This window comes from Halorubrum zhoui (genome assembly GCF_051194155.1).
In the GTDB taxonomy this organism is placed as follows: domain Archaea; phylum Halobacteriota; class Halobacteria; order Halobacteriales; family Haloferacaceae; genus Halorubrum.
On sequence record NZ_JBLZNJ010000006.1, the window covers coordinates 76986 to 95752 of the forward strand.

19 protein-coding genes are annotated in these 18767 nt (G+C 68.6%); 5 read left to right on the forward strand and 14 right to left on the reverse strand.

The features are described 5' to 3' along the window. Positions 1–14 precede the first annotated feature (14 nt). Both ACNTAO_RS10160 and ACNTAO_RS10165 read right to left on the reverse strand, forming a co-directional pair. On the reverse strand, positions 15–839 hold the full coding sequence (locus ACNTAO_RS10160) for an ABC transporter permease (protein WP_435161892.1): 825 nt from the start codon (positions 837–839) through the stop codon (positions 15–17). Beyond that, a complete protein-coding gene (locus ACNTAO_RS10165; RefSeq protein WP_435161893.1) occupies positions 836–1885 on the reverse strand; it encodes an ABC transporter ATP-binding protein in 1050 nt (349 codons plus the stop codon). The genes ACNTAO_RS10160 and ACNTAO_RS10165 overlap by 4 nt, the downstream gene beginning before the upstream one ends. Before the next feature lie 56 nt (positions 1886–1941). On the opposite strand from ACNTAO_RS10165, the gene ACNTAO_RS10170 reads away from it, so the two are divergent. Next, the gene (locus tag ACNTAO_RS10170; RefSeq protein ID WP_435161894.1) at positions 1942–2400 is read left to right on the forward strand and encodes a DUF8743 domain-containing protein; all 459 of its coding nucleotides are present in this window, start codon (positions 1942–1944) and stop codon (positions 2398–2400) included. Positions 2401–2404: 4 nt separating this feature from the next. Here the strand turns inward: ACNTAO_RS10170 and ACNTAO_RS10175 are convergent, their stop codons facing one another. The 3 genes from ACNTAO_RS10175 to ACNTAO_RS10185 are packed head-to-tail and all read right to left on the reverse strand — an operon-like array spanning position 2405 to position 4299. Beyond that, positions 2405–3337, reverse strand: a complete 933-nt coding sequence (locus ACNTAO_RS10175) for an ABC transporter substrate-binding protein (RefSeq protein ID WP_435161895.1) — start codon at positions 3335–3337, stop codon at positions 2405–2407. Positions 3338–3383: 46 nt separating this feature from the next. Next, positions 3384–3695 (reverse strand): DUF8101 family protein, encoded by a 312-nt coding sequence (locus tag ACNTAO_RS10180; protein WP_435161896.1) that lies wholly within the window; start codon positions 3693–3695, stop codon positions 3384–3386. Beyond that, the gene (locus ACNTAO_RS10185; RefSeq protein ID WP_435161897.1) at positions 3685–4299 is read right to left on the reverse strand and encodes a class I SAM-dependent methyltransferase; all 615 of its coding nucleotides are present in this window, start codon (positions 4297–4299) and stop codon (positions 3685–3687) included. The genes ACNTAO_RS10180 and ACNTAO_RS10185 overlap by 11 nt, the downstream gene beginning before the upstream one ends. Before the next feature lie 111 nt (positions 4300–4410). Between ACNTAO_RS10185 and ACNTAO_RS10190 the strand changes: the two genes are divergently transcribed. After that, positions 4411–5424 carry an aldo/keto reductase gene (locus ACNTAO_RS10190; RefSeq protein WP_435161898.1) on the forward strand — a complete coding sequence of 338 codons (1014 nt, stop codon included), beginning with the start codon at positions 4411–4413 and terminating at the stop codon, positions 5422–5424. Positions 5425–5489: 65 nt separating this feature from the next. On the opposite strand, the gene hisH is transcribed toward ACNTAO_RS10190, so the two are convergent. The 4 genes from hisH to ACNTAO_RS10210 all read right to left on the reverse strand — a co-directional run bounded on the left by hisH (position 5490) and on the right by ACNTAO_RS10210 (position 10734). Beyond that, complete coding sequence (gene hisH, locus ACNTAO_RS10195) at positions 5490–6146, reverse strand: imidazole glycerol phosphate synthase subunit HisH (RefSeq protein WP_435161899.1); 657 nt, start codon at positions 6144–6146, stop codon at positions 5490–5492. Positions 6147–6685: 539 nt separating this feature from the next. Beyond that, entirely contained in the window at positions 6686–7975 is a 1290-nt protein-coding gene (locus ACNTAO_RS10200; protein WP_435161900.1) for an adenosylhomocysteinase, read from the reverse strand. A 122-nt stretch (positions 7976–8097) separates the two neighbouring features. Beyond that, complete coding sequence (locus ACNTAO_RS10205) at positions 8098–9429, reverse strand: amidohydrolase (protein ID WP_435161901.1); 1332 nt, start codon at positions 9427–9429, stop codon at positions 8098–8100. Positions 9430–9453: 24 nt separating this feature from the next. Continuing rightward, on the reverse strand, positions 9454–10734 hold the full coding sequence (locus ACNTAO_RS10210; RefSeq protein ID WP_435161902.1) for an MFS transporter: 1281 nt from the start codon (positions 10732–10734) through the stop codon (positions 9454–9456). Between the two features lie 81 nt (positions 10735–10815). On the opposite strand from ACNTAO_RS10210, the gene ACNTAO_RS10215 reads away from it, so the two are divergent. The 3 genes from ACNTAO_RS10215 to ACNTAO_RS10225 are packed head-to-tail and all read left to right on the forward strand — an operon-like array spanning position 10816 to position 12560. Continuing rightward, positions 10816–11616: a PHP domain-containing protein gene (locus tag ACNTAO_RS10215; protein ID WP_435161903.1), complete on the forward strand. Its 801-nt coding sequence runs from the start codon at positions 10816–10818 to the stop codon at positions 11614–11616. A gap of 44 nt (positions 11617–11660) precedes the next feature. Further along, positions 11661–12044 carry a dihydroneopterin aldolase family protein gene (locus ACNTAO_RS10220; RefSeq protein WP_435161904.1) on the forward strand — a complete coding sequence of 128 codons (384 nt, stop codon included), beginning with the start codon at positions 11661–11663 and terminating at the stop codon, positions 12042–12044. Between the two features lie 15 nt (positions 12045–12059). Further along, entirely contained in the window at positions 12060–12560 is a 501-nt protein-coding gene (locus tag ACNTAO_RS10225; RefSeq protein ID WP_435161905.1) for a DUF7974 family protein, read from the forward strand. A gap of 13 nt (positions 12561–12573) precedes the next feature. Here ACNTAO_RS10225 and ACNTAO_RS10230 read toward each other — a convergent pair whose 3' ends face one another. Genes ACNTAO_RS10230 through ACNTAO_RS10250 form a run of 5 tightly spaced genes read right to left on the reverse strand, consistent with a single transcriptional unit; the run spans position 12574 to position 18684 of the window. Continuing rightward, positions 12574–13938 (reverse strand): ABC transporter ATP-binding protein, encoded by a 1365-nt coding sequence (locus ACNTAO_RS10230; protein WP_435161906.1) that lies wholly within the window; start codon positions 13936–13938, stop codon positions 12574–12576. After that, positions 13935–15053, reverse strand: coding sequence for an ABC transporter ATP-binding protein (locus ACNTAO_RS10235; RefSeq protein WP_435161907.1), 1119 nt, complete (start codon positions 15051–15053; stop codon positions 13935–13937). The genes ACNTAO_RS10230 and ACNTAO_RS10235 overlap by 4 nt, the downstream gene beginning before the upstream one ends. A gap of 1 nt (position 15054) precedes the next feature. Then, positions 15055–16041, reverse strand: coding sequence for an ABC transporter permease (locus ACNTAO_RS10240; protein ID WP_435161908.1), 987 nt, complete (start codon positions 16039–16041; stop codon positions 15055–15057). After that, the gene (locus tag ACNTAO_RS10245; RefSeq protein ID WP_435161909.1) at positions 16041–17036 is read right to left on the reverse strand and encodes an ABC transporter permease; all 996 of its coding nucleotides are present in this window, start codon (positions 17034–17036) and stop codon (positions 16041–16043) included. The genes ACNTAO_RS10240 and ACNTAO_RS10245 overlap by 1 nt, the downstream gene beginning before the upstream one ends. 13 nt (positions 17037–17049) lie before the next feature. After that, complete coding sequence (locus tag ACNTAO_RS10250) at positions 17050–18684, reverse strand: ABC transporter substrate-binding protein (protein WP_435161910.1); 1635 nt, start codon at positions 18682–18684, stop codon at positions 17050–17052. Positions 18685–18767 lie beyond the last annotated feature (83 nt).

Here is an 18767-nt window from a genome sequence, read left to right on the forward strand (position 1 = left end):
CAGTTTCCCATCGATCAGTAGTCGCCCAACACCCCGAGGCGTCGGGCTCGCCGCGTCGCGTAGTGAAAGACGGCGTACCCGCCGGCGAGGTAGGCGGCAGCGACGGCGACGAGGAGTGCGAGGTCGCCGAGGCCGAACTGCCACAGTCGGACGCCGTCGACCATCGCCCGCTGTAACAGCGCGCTGCCGTGTGCCAGCGGGAGTACTCTGAGCCAGGGGGCGTCGAACACCGGCGCCGACACGAGGACGACGAACCCGAACTGCAGTAAGTTCAACCAGGTCCCGACTCGCTTGTACAACACGGTGAGCCCGCCGGCGGCGAAGCCGAGCCCGAGCACCGAGGTGACCGCGAGTCCCGCGACGACGACGACCGTGAGCGGGTCGAGTGCGAGCCGCGTACCGGTGAGAAGCAGCATCACGGCGAGGACGACCGCTGAGGTAAGGAACGTCCGGACGACCTTCGCGACGCCTTTGATCAGCGCGACCGGTGCGAAGCCAAACGGAGTGGTGACGTGTCGTTCGAGCGTCCCCCACTGCACCTCGCTGCCGACGTCGTTCGAGATCGACGAGTACGCGCCGACGGACAGCGTCCAGAGGAAGTAGCCGACGACGATCCCCGACAGCGAGTCGGCGAGCGCCTGGCCGGCGAGCAGCGTCCCACCGTAGAACAGCACTCCGAAGAAGAACACGGCGACGACGACCCCGCCGACCGCGTTCGCAGGGTATCGGACGGTGATGAGGAACTCGCGGACGAGGACCGCCCGCAGGAGGTGCCAGCGGGTCGCCGGGCGCGGGTCCGCGTCCGCGTCCGTTCGGGTCGACACGCGGTCCTCGGTCATCGTGACCGCCCTCCGTCGGTGATGTCGAGAAACACGTCCTCGAGGTCGGGTGTGACGGTCCGGACCTCAGACGGTGTCACCCCGTGTTCTCGGAGCACGTCTAGCAGCGCGTAGAGGTCGTCACCACTCGCGTCGACCTCGACGACAGATCGGCCCCCCGAGGCCGACGCGCCGGATCGGTCGACGACCTCGACGGCGAACCGGTCACGAAGGGCGGCGACGACCGACCGGTCGAGGTCGGGACTCGCGATCCGCGTCACGTCGCGGCCGGCGGCCGACAACAGCGCGTCCGGCGCGTCGTCGGCGACGATACGGCCGTCGGCGAGCAGGACGACGCGGTCACAGACGGCCTCGACGGTGGGCATGTCGTGGGTACTCAAGAGCACGGTGAGCCCCTCCTCGCGCGCGAGTCGGCGGATCTCGCGTCGGAGGACGCGGGCGCTCTCGACGTCGAGCCCGAGGGTCGGCTCGTCGAGGAACACGAGCGACGCGCCGCCGGCAAGCACGCTCGCCAGCGACACCTTCTGTTTCATCCCGCGCGAGAGGTCCCGAACCGGCGTGTCTGCGTCGTCGGCGAGCCCGAGTCGGTCGAGCAGGCGGTCGTGGCGGGCCGCGACCGAGTCGGGGTCGACACCGCCGATCGTCGCGAAGTACCGGAGGTTCTCGCGGACGGTGAGCCGCCAGTAGTCGTTGCGTGCGCCCTCCAGCATGGCGTCGACGTCGGCGTACGCCGCCCGTGGATCCGCCCGGACGTCGGTGCCGAACAGCCGGATCGTACCGGCGTCGGGGAGCACCGTCCCGAGGATGGATTTGATGAGCGTCGTCTTCCCGGCTCCGTTCGGCCCGAGTAGCCCCACGACTGCCCCGCGTTCGACCGTCAGGCTCACCTCGTCGACCGCGAGGACCGACCCCTCGCCGGTGCCGTACCGCTTCGAGACGCCGTCGACGACGAGCGCCGGATCCGGGGTCGACCCGTCCGTAGTCGTCTCCTCGGCCGTCGACCCGCCAGCCGTCCGATCCCGCGTCGACGCCGCGTTCCGTGCCATCGGGATCGATACGGGTCGAACGGGGATATATCCGCGTTCGGTGCGCACGATAGTGCATGGATCTCGACCGGTTCGCCGCCGACACGCCGGCGGACGACGCCCCCGACGACGCCCGGGTCTGTGTGGTCGCGACGCGTCCGGACACCTTCGAGCGGTGTCGCGACGGCTTCTATCCGGCACCGCGCTCGTACGACCGGACGCGGGCCGACGTCACCCACATGGCCTTCTACCGCACCGCGCCGGTGTCGGCGATCACCCACTACGCCCGGATCGTCGAGCGAACCGAACAGACCCGCGGCGGGCCCGGTCGGCTGGACGAGTCCGACTGGGCAGACCTCATCGACCCGTTCTCCGAGGAGCGCGTGGTCGTCGTCTTCGAGTTCGAGTCGCTCGTGCCGCTTGACGCCCCGGTCGAGAACGACGGGCACGGCGTGCGCGGCGCCTGGTACTGTACGGTCGACGACCTCCGGACGGCCGACACGCTCTCCGCGCTTGCAGCGCGCGCGGAGACGTGACGCCTCACACCGACGCGACCGACACCCGCCGCATTCGAGGAGCCTCCTCGGCTGCATCCTCGAACAGCCCCGCGGCGTGCGCGGGGTGAAGACACGCGAACAGCGTCTCGAGCGACTCGACGAGCCGGTGGCTCGGTCGGTTCACGAGGGCGTTGCCGTCGACCGCGTACACCCGACCGGTCTCGACGGCCGTGAGTTCGGACCAGCCGGGGCGGTCCCGGAGCGTCGTGACCGCCTCAGCGGCCCGGTCCACCTCGAACCCGCAGGGTGCCACGACGAGGACCGCCGGGTCGTACGCGCAGAGGTCGGCCCACGCGACCGGCTCCGAGGCCCCCGCCGGCTGGAACGACGGGTCGCCGCCGGCGAGCGCGATCATGTCCGAGACCCAGTGGCCGCCCCGGATCGGCGGGTCGGTCCAGTCGAGCACTGCGGTTCGCGGGCGGCCGGTCGCGTCGACCGCCGCAACAGCGCGCTCGCGAACCCGGTCGACGCGGGCCGAAAGCGACGCCGAGAGCGACGCGGCGGCCTCGCGTGCGTCCACCGCCGCGCCCAGCCGCGTGACGTCCGCGAGGACCTCCTCGAAGGAGTGCGGATCGAGCGTCACCACCTCGGGCGTGGGCGTGAGCGACGCGGCCGCCGCCTCGACCGCACTCGCGTCGACGGCACACACGTCACACGTCGCCTGGGTGACGAGACAGTCCGGGTCGAGCGCTCCGAGCCGGTCGACGTCGAGGTCGTACGCTGCGCCCTCGACCGACCGCATCTGGGCGTCGATGTCGGCCGCCGAGCGGTCGGCGTGGTCGACGACGGTGCTCGTCAGCGTCGGGAGGGCATCGACGACCGGCGGGTGATCACAGCTGTGTGAGACGCCGACCGGTTCGACGCCGAGCGCGACCAGGAGCTCGGTCGCGGACGGGAGAAGCGAAGCCACGTGCATGGGCTGTGAACGGCTCGGGTCAACAAAGCCGTTCGGACCAACGAGGTCACTCCGCGGCGACGTACGACCGCGCCGCCTCGGCGTACGCAGCCGCAAGCGCAGCGTCGGGAAGCGCGTCGGCGGCCGCGACACAGCCACGGCGGACTCGGTCGCGTCGGTCACCGGGCGGTAGCTTGTTCGTCGCGACCGTCTCGGCGGTCTCGAGGAGTGCCGTCGTGGTCTCGATGTCGTCGGCCCGCGCCGCCGACCGGGCCTCGGCGAGCAGCTGTGTGAGCGCCGCCCGAACGTCGTGTGGGACGTCTTCGAGCGGTGTCGCGTCGGCGGCCGCGTCGTCGGGACCGTCGACGTCAGTCGGCATCGGTTCCCTCATCCATCGTTGCGGTCACGAACTCCGTGCTGCTGCCGAGTGGGTCGGTCGCGGTCGTCGTCTCGAGGTCGCCAAATCCGGCCGACCGGAGCTGGTCGAGCGTCTGGGTGCGCCCCGGTGCCGAAAAGAACATCCGGCCGCCCATCCAGCCGCGGCGCACCGTCTCGAACCGGCCGGCCGGCAGCGTCATCAACAACCGGCCACCGGGGCGGAGCACCCGAGCGAACTCCCGATAGGCTGCCGGATGTCGTTCGCGCGCGACGTGGAACACCGCGTGGTACGCCGTCACCGCGTCGAACCGGTCGGCCGCGAACGGGAGCGTGGACAGCTCACCGTGGACGAGCCGGGAACCGGGGACGGTCTCGCGCGCGAGTTCGAGCCCTCGTCTGGAGATATCGAGGCCGACGCTGCCCGCGGGGAGGTTCGCGAGCGTTCGGGCACCGTCGCCACACCCGACGTCGAGGACGACCGGGTCCGCCGGCAGGTCGGCCCGGAGGTCGTCGAGTAGTGCGGCGTCCGAGCCGGAGGGGTCGCGGCGCTCGGCGTACGTCTCTGCCACCTCGTCCCAGGCGCGCCGTACCGCGGTGCGGTCCATGCCGTGTGAACGGTCGCCACGGGTTTGTGACTTGTGTCGAGCCGACCGGGTCCTCCGGCGTGTGCCCGCGGGTCCTCCGGGTTTTTCTCGTCGGGCGATGAGTACCGATCGATGACGAACGCTCCGACCCAGCGGACCCTCGAGTTCACGCCGCTCACGGGGACCGGCCTCCAGACGAGCGAGCTCCAGTTCGGCACCTGGCGGTTCGGACGGGTGAACGAGACAGGAGAGACCGAGATCGACGAGTCGCGCGCACACGCGCTGCTCGACGCGTACGCCGACGCCGGCGGTCGGTACATCGACACCGCCGACGTCTACGGCGGCGGCAGCTGTGAGCGGTGGATCGGCGACTGGCTCGCCGAGCGGGACCGCGAGCGATACGCGATCGCCTCGAAGATCTATTGGCAGATCCGCGACGGCGACCCGAACAGTCGCGGTACGAACCGCAAGAACGTCCGCGATCGGATCGACGCGCTGCTCGACCGACTCGACACGGACTACGTCGACGTCCTCTACATCCACCGCTGGGACGACCAGACCGACGCCCGCGAGCTGATGAAGACGCTCGACGGCCTCGTCGAGTCGGGCCGCGTCCACTACCTCGGCGCCTCGACGCATCGCCCGAACGCCTGGAAGGTCGCCCGGGCGAACGAGATCGCCCGCGCGAACGGGTGGGAGCCGTTCACCGTCCTCCAGCCGCGGTACAACCTCGTCGACCGCGAGATAGAAGGCGACTACCTGGCGTTCGCCCGTCAGCAGGGGCTCGCCGTCTGTCCGTGGAGTCCACTCGGTCAGGGGTTTCTGACCGGCAAGTACGACCGCGACGCCGACGTACCGGCCGACTCGAAGGTAGCGGCATCACGTCGCTTTCGGGAGTCGTACCTCACGCCGGAGAACTTCGACGTGCACGAGGAGCTAGACGCCGTCGCCGCCGCAGTCGACGCCACGCCGGCACAGGTCGCGCTCGCGTGGCTGTGTCACCGCGACGGCGTCACCGCCCCGATCGTCGGCGCACGGACCGTAGAACAGCTTCACGAGAACCTCGCGGCCGCGTCGATCGACCTCTCACCCGCACAGGTCGACCGGCTGACGGCAGCGAAAGCCGGGCCGTACGACGGACTCTGAGCGGGGCGTCCGGCGGCCTACAGAGAGACGAGGAGAGCGCCCACGACGTCAGTCGTGGACGGAGCTCAATCGGCGCAGTACTCGACGAAGTTCCGGAGGATACGGAGTCCCGTCTCGCCGCTCTTCTCCGGGTGGAACTGCGTGCCGAAGACGTTACCGGCGTCGTTGGCGACGACCGCCGGGAAGTCGACGCCGTAGTCCGCCGTTGCGACGACCGCGGCCGGATCGTCGGGCTCGGCGTAGTACGAGTGGACGAAGTACGCGTGGTCGCCGTCGACGCCGGCGACGAGGGGGTGGTCGCGCTCGACAGCCAACTCGTTCCAGCCCATGTGCGGGACCTTCCGGTCGACGTCGAACCGGACGTTGGTGCCTGGGATCAGATCGAGACCCGTCACCTCGCCTTCGCCCTCGTGGTCGGCCTCCTCACTCGAGGTGAGCAACATCTGCATGCCGAGACAGATGCCGAAGAGCGGACGCCCCGCCGCGGCGTGGTCGGTGAGGGCCGCACGGAGCGGGCCGGCGTTCTCCATCCCCTCACGGAACGCACCGACGCCCGGGAGCACGACCCCGTCTGCGGCCGCGAACGCCTCGGGGTCGTCGGTGATCTCGACGGCTGCGCCCGCCCGCTCCAGCCCGCGAGCGGCCGAGCGGAGGTTTCCGAGCCCGTAGTCGACGAGGACGACGTCCGCCAGCGTCTCCGCGGGCGGTTCGAACGAGTGCATACCACACGCTTGTCCGGTGAGAAGAAGTCGGTTTCCCTTCGGAACACCGACGGCGACGGAGACGCGGCCGAGAGCGACGTCAGCAGTTTTCGAGGCGGAGCCTCCGGCCTCAAGTCGTGCGGGACCGGAGGTCCCGCTGACCATCCGAACGGGCCTGCGGCCCGTGAGGAGAGAGCGAGGGGTTCCGACGCTCAGTCGGAAGCGCGACGCGAGTAGGCCGGAGAGGAAGCCGACATGAGCTTTCGTAACCAGTATATTACACCATATTTTACCGCTAGTTAGTGCTGTGCGTCCACACGTGGCGCGCAGTACGGGCCGCAGTAGCCCGGCCCTGAATGGTGGGTTTGTCGACCCCGAAGGGCGTCCGGTAGGCGAGGCGCACAAGACGCCCCGTCGCGCCAACCGAGGGCGAGAACCACATCAAAGCCCCATCTGCTCACGGGCGCTACGCGCCCGTTCGCATGGTCCGTGGGACCGTCGGTCCCACGCTACCCTCAACGAGCGAGGCCGCAAGGCCGAGCGAAGTAGGGTGGGGTCGGTTACGTGCCGTGTTCCCAGCTGTCCATGTACTCACGCTGGGTCATGGAGAGGCTGTCGTGAGCGACTCCCTCGGCGTCGAGTTTGATCTCGGCGACCTCGCGGTCGAGCGCGTCGGGAACGTCGTGGACGCCGGGGTCGTACTCGTCGCCGTGTTCGGCGAGCTCGCGCACACAGGCCGCCTGCACGCCGAAGCTCTGGTCCATCACCTCGACCGGGTGGCCGAGTGCGATCGGGGCAGCGAGGTTGACGAGCCGGCCCTCGGCGAGCACGTTGAGCACGCGACCGTCGGCGAGTTCGTACCCCTCGACCCCGTCGCGGGCCTCGAAACGGTCGACCGCGAGATCGGAGAGCGCGTCGAGGTCGATCTCCACGTCGAAGTGGCCGGCGTTCGCGAGCAGGGCGCCGTCGGGCATGACCGCAAAGTGCTCGCGGGTGATCACGTCTCGGTTACCCGTCGTCGTGACGAACACGTCGCCTTTCGCGGCGGCCTCGGCCATCGGAAGCACCTCGTACCCTTCCATGTGGGCCTCAAGCGCCTTTCGAGGGTCGACCTCACAGACGATGACGTGAGCGTTCTGGCCGGCCGCCTTCTTCGCGACGCCCTTTCCACAGTAGCCGTAGCCGCCGACGACGACGTTCTTGCCGGCGAACGAGAGGTTCGTCGTCATCGCGATGGTCGCGAGCGAGGACTCACCCGTCCCGTGGACGTTGTCGAAGAGCCGCTTCATCGGCGTGTCGTTCACCGCGAACACTGGGTAGTGGAGCTCGTCGTCGGCGTCCATCGCGCGCAGGCGGTGAACGCCCGTCGTCGTCTCCTCGGCGCCGCCGACCACCGAATCGATCAGCTCGGGGTACGACTCGTGAACGAGTTTCACCATGTCCATCCCGTCGTCGACGGTGATCGTCGGCTCGTGAGCGACGACCGCGTGCATCGCGTCGTAGTACGCCTCCTCGTCGACGCCGCGGACCGCATACGAGGTGATGTCGTCGTGTGCGTCGAGCGCCGCGGAGACGTCGTCGTGTGTCGACAACGGGTTGCAGCCGGTGATTGCTACCGTCGCGCCGCCGTCGGCGAGCAGCTCGACGAGGTTCGCGGTTTTCGCTTCGACGTGCATCGCCATCGCAACCGTCTCGCCCGCAAGCGGCTGTTCGGCGACGAACGCCTCGCGGAGCGCGTTCAGGATGGGCATGTGCTGGAGCGCCCACTCCATCTTGCGACGGCCCTCCTCGCGGGCCGTCTCCGGGTCGGACAGGTGTTCTGTCACCGGCGGATACGCGTGTGTGCTCATACGTATTGTTCGCTCACCGGCCACTAAACGCTGCCGACACCGGGAACGCACGCGACGAACAACACCGGCTAGCCCGCTGTCATCGGTGAGCAGCAGCCGCGACGCGATCGATACGGTCGGTGCTACTCGCCCGCCGCGGCGCGATCGACGAGATCGCGGGCGGCCACCGCGGCGCGCTCACGGATCGACTCGGCGTCGAGCGTCAGGACCTCTCGGTCGCGCATGAGGACCTGCCCGTCACAGACCGTGTGTCGAACGTCGCTGCCGCGAGCCGCGTACACCAGCTGTGAAACCGGGTCGTGGACCGGCGTCAGGTGTGCTGCCCCCAGGTCGACGACCGCCAAGTCAGCGGCCGCGCCGGGCGCGATCCGACCGCCTGGAAGGCCGAGTGCGTCCGCACCCGCGGCGGTGGCCATCTCGACGACCGCCTCGGCGGGCACCGCGCTCGCGTCCCCGGCCGCGAGCTTCCCGACCATTGCGGCGTCGCGCATCTCGTCGAACAGGTCGAGGTCGTTGTTTGAGGCCGCGCCGTCGGTCCCAAGTGCGACCGTGACGCCCGCCTCGTGAAGACGCTGGACCGGCGCCATCCCGCTCGCGAGTTTCATGTTTGAGGCCGGACAGTGGACAGCAGCCGTGTCCGTCTCCGCGAGGAGTCCGATCTCCGAGTCGTCGACGTGAACGCAGTGAGCCACGAAGGCGTCCGAGCCGAGCGCACCGACCGAGTCGGCGTACGCCAGCGGTCGCTCCCCGTGCTCGTCGACGATCGGGTCGACCTCGTCGCGCGTCTCGTTCGCGTGGAGGTGCACCGGCACACCGGCGGCGGTCGCCTGTTCGATTCCCTCACGGAGGTGTGACTCGTCGACCGTCGTCAACGAGTGCGGCATGAACGCCGTCCGGATCCGGCCGTCGGCCGCGCCGTCGAACGACGTCGCGAACGACAGGCTCTCGTCGACGTCGGCGGCCGCCTCCGCGTCCGACTTGGTGACGGTCACGACACCGCGGCCGAGTCGAGCGCGCACGCCGGCTCGCTCGACGACGGCCGCGACCCGGTCCATCGCGAAGTACATGTCCGCGAAGGCGGTCGTCCCCGAGCGGATCATCTCGAGGACGCCCAGTTCGGCGCCGACGGCGATGTCGTCGTCCGTGAGCGCGGCCTCCACCGGCCAAATGTCCTCGCGGAGCCACGCGTCCAGCGGCTTGTCGTCGGCGTAGCCGCGGAGCAGCGTCATCGAGACGTGCGTGTGGGCGTTGACCAGCCCGGGGATCACCAGCCCGTTCGTCGCGTCGAGCGCCTCGGTAGCGTCGTCGACCGCGGCAGCGACGTCGCCGCTGTCGTCTTCGTCCGCGCCGACCGCCAGTATCGTGCCGTCGTCGCGGTCAACGACGACGTCTCCCCTCCGCACCCGTCCGTCGGGGTGGAGCACCCGTCCGCCCGTGAGACACAGCGTATCCATGCGGACCGATTCTGCCCGGTCCGCCTAACCGCTTCGGGTCCCCTCGCCGACGACCGCGTACAGGACGACCGCGAGGACCGCGCCGGTCGCAGGGACGAGCGCGAGGAGGAAGAACGCCTGCGACACCGTCGTCATCCCGAGCAGGTAGCCGGCGATCGCCGCCCCCGCCGCCCCGACTCCGAAGTTGGCGAGGTAGGTGTAGCCGTACGAGAGCCCGCGTCCGTCCGGCGGGCTGTAGGCGGCGATGGCAGCCTGATACAGCGGCTGGATAGAAAACAGCACGAAGCCGAACACCGCGCTGATCGCGACGAGCGGGACGAGCCCCTGCGACGCGACCGGCACGAACGCGACCGCCAGCGCGACGAGCGCGGTGAAGACGGCCGCGAGCCCCGCGACGACCGGAATCCGGTCGGTGAGTTTTCCGCCGGTGTACTGCCCGGCGATCCCGACCGTCAACAGTCCGGCGTACAGGTACGAGGCGAGGTCGAACTCGGCGGCGAGCGCCGAGTCGGGGGCGATGCGGTCGAACGGCCCCGGTACGTCCGCGACGAAGCCGCCGAGCACGTCCGGAAGGAACGTCAGTGTCCCGCGATAAAAGAGGCCGTTCGTCACCACGACCGCGAGCACGAGCGTGAAGCCGACGGTGAACAGCGCTCGGGTGTCGGCGAGGAAACCCAGCAAGCCGCGGTCGGTGCCATCGGCGGTAGTGGCTGTATCACCGGCGTCGTCTGTGTCGTCAACGTCGACGGCGGCCATCTCGTCGAACTCCGCAGAGAGCGCGTACGCGACCGCGACGGCGGCGGGAACGACGAGCAACGCCGTGACGACCCGCCAGTCGAAGGCGACGAGCAGCGAGGCGGTGAGGAAGGGGCCGAAGGCGATCCCGAGGTTGCCGGCCATCCCGTGGTACGCGAACCCGGTCCCGCTCTCGTCGACCCCCGTCGAGATGAGCGAGAGCGACGCCGGGTGGTGGATACTCGCGAACGCGCCCCAGAGCGCGAGCGCGAGCGCGATGGTCGCGGTCCCCGGTGCGAGACTCAACAACAGAAACGACGCCCCCATGCCGGCGAGCCCGACGAGCACCAGCCGCTTCGTGCTGTACCGGTCGGCGAGGACGCCGCTCGGCAGCGCCCCGACCCCGAACAACGCGTACCCGACCGCCACGACCGTCCCGATCGCCGCGGTCGTGATCGAGAACTCCGAGAGCCAGATGACGACGAGGATCGGAATCGAGAGCTCGTACGTGTGGACGATCGCGTGAGAAACCATGGTGAAGCTGACGATCGACCGACTGTTCTGATTCATCGACAGCGATGCTCCTCAGTCGGTCGGTAAAACCCTTCTGAGCGACGCCGGAGCTATGTCCGTCCGCACCCAACCACGCTCGTGACCGAGGACGCACACGCACACACCTCGTACTCCGACGGCGCTGGCCTTCCACGAATGGTCGACGCCGCCGCGGACGCCGGACTCGACGCGATCGGCTTCACCGACCACTGCGGCGTCGACGGGGCGCGTCGCGAAGAGCGACTGCTGTGGAACCGAAACTTCGACCGAACGTACGAGCGACGACGAGAGGCGCTCGCCGTCGCCGCCGACCGGGCGCCCGAGTTGACCGTGTACGACGGGGTCGAGATGGACTACGCGCCAGCGGCGGCCACGGCCATCGAGTCGTTTCTCGAGGCGGCCGGCTTCGACTACGCGATCGGGAGCGTCCACTACGTCGACGGGCGACACGCCTTCCCGTTCGAGTCGTTCGCGGACGAGGACGACGCGGCACGCGACGCGTTCGTCGACGCGTACTACGACGCCGTGGTGTCGCTCGCCGAGTCCGACCTGTTCGACGTGCTCGGTCACGTCGACCTGATCGAAGACCACCCGGCGCTCCGCGGTCGCACGACGGACGCCCATCGACGCCGAGTCGCCGCCGCCTGCGCCGAGACGGGAACCGTCCCCGAGATCAACGCCGGGCGCACCGGCGACCGTGGCGAGTTCGACGACCTCCACCCCGCGTCCCCGTTCGTCGAGACGTTTCGGGACCACGGGGTACGCTTCGTCGTCGGGACCGACGCCCACGACCCCGGCGACTTCACCGGACGACTCGACCGACTCGACCGGTTCCTCGCGACGACCGGGATCGAGCCGCTCCCGCTGTCGGCGGTCGTCGACGAGTCGTCGTCCGCGTGAGGGCGGCTCCGAAGCTTCTTGTCCCGAGGGCGTCGCGTACGCGTATGGCAACCGACGCCCAGCAGGCGTGTTTCGAGGCCGGGATCAAGTTCGGCTCGCTGTACCACCAGTTCGCCGGGACGCCCGTGAGTCCGACGAGCACCCGGAGTCTCGAGACGGCCATGGCAGCGTCGATCGAGAACCAACCGTTCTGTGCGTCCGTGCGCGTCGAGATTCACGACGACCGCGTCGCCGACGCGATCGACCACGAGACCGACTACACCGAGCTCACCGGGTCGCTCATGGACGTCGAGATGCGAATCGAACACGAAGGGGTCGTCGTCCGAACGCGAATGGAGATGGAAGACGGCTACCCGCTGATGAAACTGGTCGACGTGGACGCCGACGCCGAGTCGACGCGGCCTATCGAGACCGACTCGGAGTCGTAACGCGGCGGGACGCCGATGGTCGACCGACGCCACGAGACACCGCCGGATCGAACCGGCTTCGACGAGACGACGAACTACCTCACGGCCGCACTCGGCCGCGTGGTGCCACACGCGGTGGCGCGACGCGCGGTCGCGGTAAGTGTGCGCACGGACGCCGACACGTACGCGCCCGACGAGCCGGTCACGATCGCGGTCTCGATCCGAAACCGACTGCCGGTACCGATCGAGGTCCCCACCGCGACCCGCCGGAGGTGGGGGTGGGCCGTCGACGGCATCGTCGAGGCCACCGACGAGCAGCGCCACGTGCGGTCCGAGCGGTCTACCCTGTCGCTCCGGGCGGGCGAGACGAGACGGGTGACGGCCACGTGGAACGGCCGGTTTCGTCGGACTGGCGGCGCAGACGGACTCGACCGGTCGGTCCCGGCCGAGCCCGGTACACACACGGTCGCCGCGTTCGTGGGGGTTCGAGAGCCCGACGGGCGCCACGAGGACGTCACGACGATCCGGATTCGGTAGCGCAACGACCCGCTCAGTCGTCTGCGTCGGGTGCCGTCGGGTCGGAGCGCGCCGACTCCCCGGCCACGACGTCGTCGACGGCAGACGCGATGGCCTCGTCGCGACGGAGGTGACACGCCGCGTAGTGGCGGCCGTCACCGAGGGCCGGGTCGACCTCGTAGGCGGGCGTCGCCGTCGCACAGACGCTCTCGTCTGTGAACCGCTCGGCGAGGAGCCGCTCGGCGTCGTCCCACGCGCCGCGTTCGAGTCGGTCGAACGCCTCCTTGAGCACGGTGCCGGCCGCACCGCTCGGTACCGCGTCCGCGAAGTACCGCTGGCGGAGCACGTCGGGGGCGGTTTCTTCGAACGCCCGGCGCTCGACCGCCCGTTTGAACCGCAAGAGGTTCTCCCAGGCGCCCTCGCGCAGCTCGTACGCCGTCGGCTGTATCACCTTCGGACAGCGCGTCCGGAACCGACAGCCCGACGGCGGGTCGATCGGTGACGGCACGTCGCCGGAGAGCGTCGCCGTTCGCCCGTCGCTTCGTGGGTCGGGAACCGGAATCGCATCGAGCAGCGCCTTCGTGTACGGGTGTTGCGGGTGCTCGAACAGCTCCTCTTTGTCGGCCAGCTCCACGACGTTCCCGAGGTACATCACTGCCACGCGGTCGGAGATGTGACGGATGACGCTCAGGTCGTGTGCGATGAACAGGTACGTCAGGTCGAACTCCGCCTGGAGCGACTCCATCGTGTTGAGTACCTGTGCCTGGATGGAGACGTCGAGCGCCGAGACGGGCTCGTCACAGACGATGAAGTCTGGGTTCACCGACAGCGCCCGCGCGAGGTTCACACGCTGGCGCTGCCCCCCGGAGAACGCGTGTGGGTAGCGGTTGTAGTGTTGGGGATCGAGTCCGACCTTTTCGAGCAGCTCCTTGGCGCGAGCCTCCCGTCCCTCCTCGTCGAGCATCCCGTGGGCCCGCATCGGCTCCTCGACGATCGGGCCGACCTTCATCCGCGGGTCGAGTGACGACTGCGGGTCTTGGAAGATCATCTGCATGTCCTTGCGCTTTCGTCGCAGCGGCTCACCCGACAGCGACGCGAGGTCGTCGCCCTGAAAGTAGACGCTGCCGTCCGTCGGTTCGAGCAGCCGGAGGACGGTGCGCGCGAGCGTCGACTTCCCGCAGCCGGACTCCCCGACGAGTCCAAGCGTCTCTCCCTCGACGATGTCGAAACTCACCCCGTCGACGGCGCGGACGCTCGCGGTCGACCGAGAGACGTACGGAAACTCGTCCGTGAACTCGACGCCGCCCAACAGCCCACCCTCGGCGTCGAAGTGCTTCGTGAGGTTTCGAACCTGTACCAACGCGTCCGGGTTCGACGCCGGCGGGCCGACGTCGCTCACTCCGCGTCACCCCCGGTCTCTGTGAACCCCGCAGAGAATCCACCCGTCGCCTCCGCGTCGATCGGGACGCTCTCGTCGTACCCCACGTCGAAGCCGTCGTGTTTCACGCACGCTGCCGTGTGTGTCGACGCCGCGTCCTGCAGGTCTCGCGGCTCCGGGTGGACCTCACGACACACCGCTCTGGCCTCTGGACACCGGGGATGGAACCGACAGCCCGACGGCGGGTCGATCGCCTCCGGCATCACCCCTCGTATGGGGTCGAGTTCCTCGACCGTCTCGTCCGGGCGGGGCATCGAGTCGAGCAGCGCCGACGTGTACGGGTGACGCGTGTCATAAAACAGGTCGTCGACCGCGGCCTGCTCGACGATCTCGCCGAGGTACATCACGTTGACGCGGTCGCAGATCTCCGCGACGACGCTCATGTCGTGGGTGACCCAGATGAACGCGGTGTCGTACGTCGCCTGGAGGTCCGTCACCAGCTCTAAGATCTCGCCTTCGACGGTGACGTCGAGGGCGGTGGTCGGCTCGTCGGCGACGATGAGATCGGGCTCACAGGCGAGCGCCATCGCGATCAGCACGCGCTGTCGCATCCCCCCCGAGAACTGGTGGGGATACTCGTCGTACCGCTCTGCCGGCGCCGGGATCCCGACCTCTCTGAGCATGTCGATCGCCTCGGCCCTCGCCGCGTCGGCGTCAAGGTCGCGGTTGAGCTCGATGAACTCCCGGAGCTGGCCCCCGACGGTGAACACGGGGTTCAACGACTCCATCGGGTCCTGAAAGATGATCGCGATGCGGCGCCCGCGGATCCGTTCGCGCATCGCCGACTCCGAGAGCATCTCCTCGCGCGGGCGGAGTTCGCCGTTCGGCCCCTCTTCGAGTCCGAACAACGTCTCGCCGTCGAAGACGATCTCGCCGCCGACGATCTCGCCGGGGCTGTCGACGAGGCGGAGGATGCTGGCGGTCGCGACCGACTTGCCGGCGCCCGACTCGCCGACGAGCCCGACGATCTCTCCCTCGTGAACGTCGAACGAGATGCCGTCGACGGCGCGGACCGTCCCGTCTTCGGTGAAGAACTGTGTCTTGAGGTCGCGTACGCTGAGTAGGGGGTCGCTCATGTCAGTTGTTGATGCGTGGGTCGAGCGCGTCTTGGAGCCCGTCCCCGAGGATGTTGAACCCGATGACGGTGATCAGGATGGCGATACCGGGGAAGATGCTGAACGTCGGCGCAGGGAGCATGTACCCTCGCGACGCGGACAGCATCTGTCCCCACGACGGCGTCGGCGGCTGTGCGCCGAAGCCGAGGAACGAGAGCCCGGCGACGATGAGGATGCTCACGCCGACCTGCAGGGTCGCCTGAACGAGAACCGGCGCGAAGCTGTTCGGGATGACGTGTCGACGGATGATGTTCCGGTCTCTCACCCCGGCGGCCCGGGCGGCCTCGACGTAGTCCTCCTCGCGGATCGAGACGACCCGGGACCGGATGAGTCGGTTGAACACCGGAATCGCGGTGATGCCGACCCCGACCATCGCGAACGTGAGGTCCCGCCCGAACGCGGTCATGAACGCGATGACCAGCACGAGAAACGGGATCGCGTAGATGGTCTCGGTGACGCGCTGGAGCACGTCGTCGATCCACCCGCCGTAGTAGCCGGAGACCGCGCCGATGACGGTGCCCCCGCCGAGGCCGATGGCAGTCGCGAGGAACCCGACCGTCATCGCGATCCGCGTGCCGTAGATCGTGCGGGCGAGCAGGTCGCGCCCGCGGTGGTCGGTGCCGAGCGGGTGCTCGATCACCCCCTGCCCGAACTGGTTCTCCATGCCGACCGGCGGGAGCAGCCGTCGAACGGTCTCTGGATCGGTCTCGGGGTTGTACAGGATCGCCTCCGCGACCGCGTAGTCAAGGAGGTAGTAGTCGACCGCCGCGAAGACCGCGACGAACGTCATGAGTCCGACGACGTAGGCCCCGATCCGTGCCGTCGTGTCCTGTCGAACCTGCTTCAGCGTGTACCGAGCGCCGACGCGGGCCTCGACCTCGTCGGGGCCGCCGCTCGCGTCGCCGTCGACCGGCGCGTCGTCGTCCGTGGGAGCGCTGTCGATCGCCATCAGTCGTCACCGTAGGTGACCCGTGGGTCGAGGTAGCTGTACGCGACGTCGGTGACGATGACACCGACCACGTAGACGACCCCGAACACGAGTGTCGTCCCCATGATCAGCTCGTAGTCTTGGTTGTTGATCGCCGTGATGATCAGTCGGCCCATCCCCTGGATCTCGAAGACCGTCTCCGTGAGCACCGCACCGCCGAGCGCGGTCGAGAGCCCGAGACCGATGATGGTGATCACCGGGAGCTGTGCGACCTGGAACGCGTGCTTGCGGACGATCGTCGACTCGGGGACGCCGTACGCCCGCGCGAGCGTCACGTACTCGCCCTGGAGAGAGTCGACCATCGACGAGCGCTCGATCCGCGTGATCTGTGCCATCTGGAGCGTCCCGAGCGCGACCATCGGTAAGACGAGGTGGTGGACCGACTGCCGGAGCACCTCGAGTCGCGTCGCCGCGCCACGGACGTCCGCGGGATCGGCCCACGGGAGGACGAGCCCCCGCGCCGGGAACCACCCCAGGTAGAACGCGAAGACGATGATCAACACCAGCCCGATCCAGAACGACGGCGTCGAGACGCCGATCAACGAGACGACCCGGGAGACGTGGTCTGCAGGCTCGTTCCGGCGCTTCGCCGAGAGCACGCCGAGCGGGATTGCCGTGACGATCGCGAACGCGAACGCCGACAACATGAGCAGCAGCGTCACCGGCAGCCGCAACAGGATCATCTCGAGCACCGGCCGGTCGTAGTAGATACTCTGGCCGAGGTCGCCCGTGACTACCCCGGCGAGGTAGGTGAGGTATCGCTCGTGTATCGGCCGGTCGAGTCCGTACCGGGCGCGGATCGCCTCGACCTGTTCTTGTGCCGGCGTCGGGCCGAGCATGATCTCGACCGGGTCGCCGGGGATCTGATTGGCGAGGACGAACGTGATCGTCACGATCCCGAGTAAGACGGGTATCGCCTGTACGAACCGCCAGAGCGTGTATCGGAGGAGGCCCACGGGTCGTGACGAGTTATCGTGAGACCGAGACGGTGGTGTGGTCGGTCGCCACCTGAACCTCGGTCGCGATCGGATGTGCACTGAAGCCGTCGACGGCGTTGCGGACCCCGTAGGAGTTGTTCAGGTTGTACGCCGGGAGGTGCACGCGCGCTTCGAGCAGCCGGGTCGTCGCGTCGATGTAGCGCTCGCGGCGCGTCTCGTAGTCGGCGGACTCACGCGCCTGTGTGAGCATCTCGGAGGCCTCGTCGTACCCGTGGAAGGTCCCGTTGGTGACTCCGTTGGTCTGCTGGCTGAGCAGGTAGTACGCGAACGCGTCCGGATCGGGCGATCCAGACCAGCCGAGCGTGTACATGTTGTACGCGTCCTCGCTGTTCGGTCCCTCGTCGCTCTGGTACGTCTGGATGAAGGTCCCCCAGTCGAGCCGCTGAACTTGGACGTTCTCGAAGCCGGCGTTCTGGAGCCCGTCGCCGATGGTGATCCCGATCTGCTCGCGCATGTCGTCCGGGGGCACGATGATCCGCCACTCGTAGTCGGTCGGAACGCCCGCCTCCTCGAACAGCGACTGTGCCGTCTCGATGTCCTGGTCGTGCGGGATGCTCGCCCACTCGTCGACCGGGAACTCCCACTCTTCGGAGATCGACGCCGGGTACGGGCTGTACTGGCGCACGCCGGAGGGCTCGACGAAGTTCTCGATGGCCTGGTCCATCGAGAAGCAGTAGTCGACTGCCTCACGGACGCGCGGGTCGCTCGTCGGGCCGTTGGCACAGTTGAACGCCAGGTAGTAGTAGCCGACACCTGGGGACTCGGTGATCTGTGCGTTCTGGTTACCCTCGACCGTCTCGTACAACTGTGGAGGGATCGTTTCGATGACGTCGACGTTGCCCGTCTCGAGTTCGGTGACCCGAGTGGTCTGTTCTTCGATCGGGTCGAACTCGATCCCCGCGACCGCGGGACGGCTGTCGGTGTCCCAGTAGTCGTCCCACCGCTCAACGGTCGCGTAGTTCTCCGGCTCCCACTCGACGAGCTGGAAGGGGCCGGAACCGACCGGGTCTTGGTTGTACGCCTCTGGGTCGTCGCGCCGGACGTCCGCGTTGACCACGTTACGCACCATCGCCGTGGTGAACGCGCCGTACGGGTACTTGAGATCGAACTGAACGGTCGTCTCGTCGACCGCCTCGGCGGTGTCGATCATGTTGACCTCGGAGGCGTTCTCGGTCTGTTCGTCGACCGGAGCGGTCATGGTGTGGACGACGTCGTCGGCAGTGACCGGATCGCCGTTGTGGAAGGTCGCCCCCTCGCGAAGCGGGACGATGTACCGGGTACCCTCGCGCTCTACGGTCGGCATGTCGGCGGCGATCTTCGGCTGGATGCTCACGTCGGTGCCGTACTCGTAGAGGCCGTCGAAGATCTGGCCGGCGATCTGCCCCGAGGGGACGTCGTTGATCACGACGGGGTCCATGTCGAGTGGCCCCTTCACCTGTGCGAAGTACAGCGTCGGGTCGGCACCGCCGTCTTCGGACGAGCCGCCATCGTCCGTGGAGCCGGACTCCCCACCACCCGTGCAGCCGGCGAGGAGGAGCGAAGTGCCCGCGGCGCCAGAGGCGAGGAGTCGTCGTCTGGAGAGCCCTGTCTGCCGTTGCTGAGACATACCTGTTGCTTGATGGTAATACACAAAAACGTTGTCTTCGGTCGGTCACGGATGGGCGCGCCGCGTGGCCGACCGCTGATATC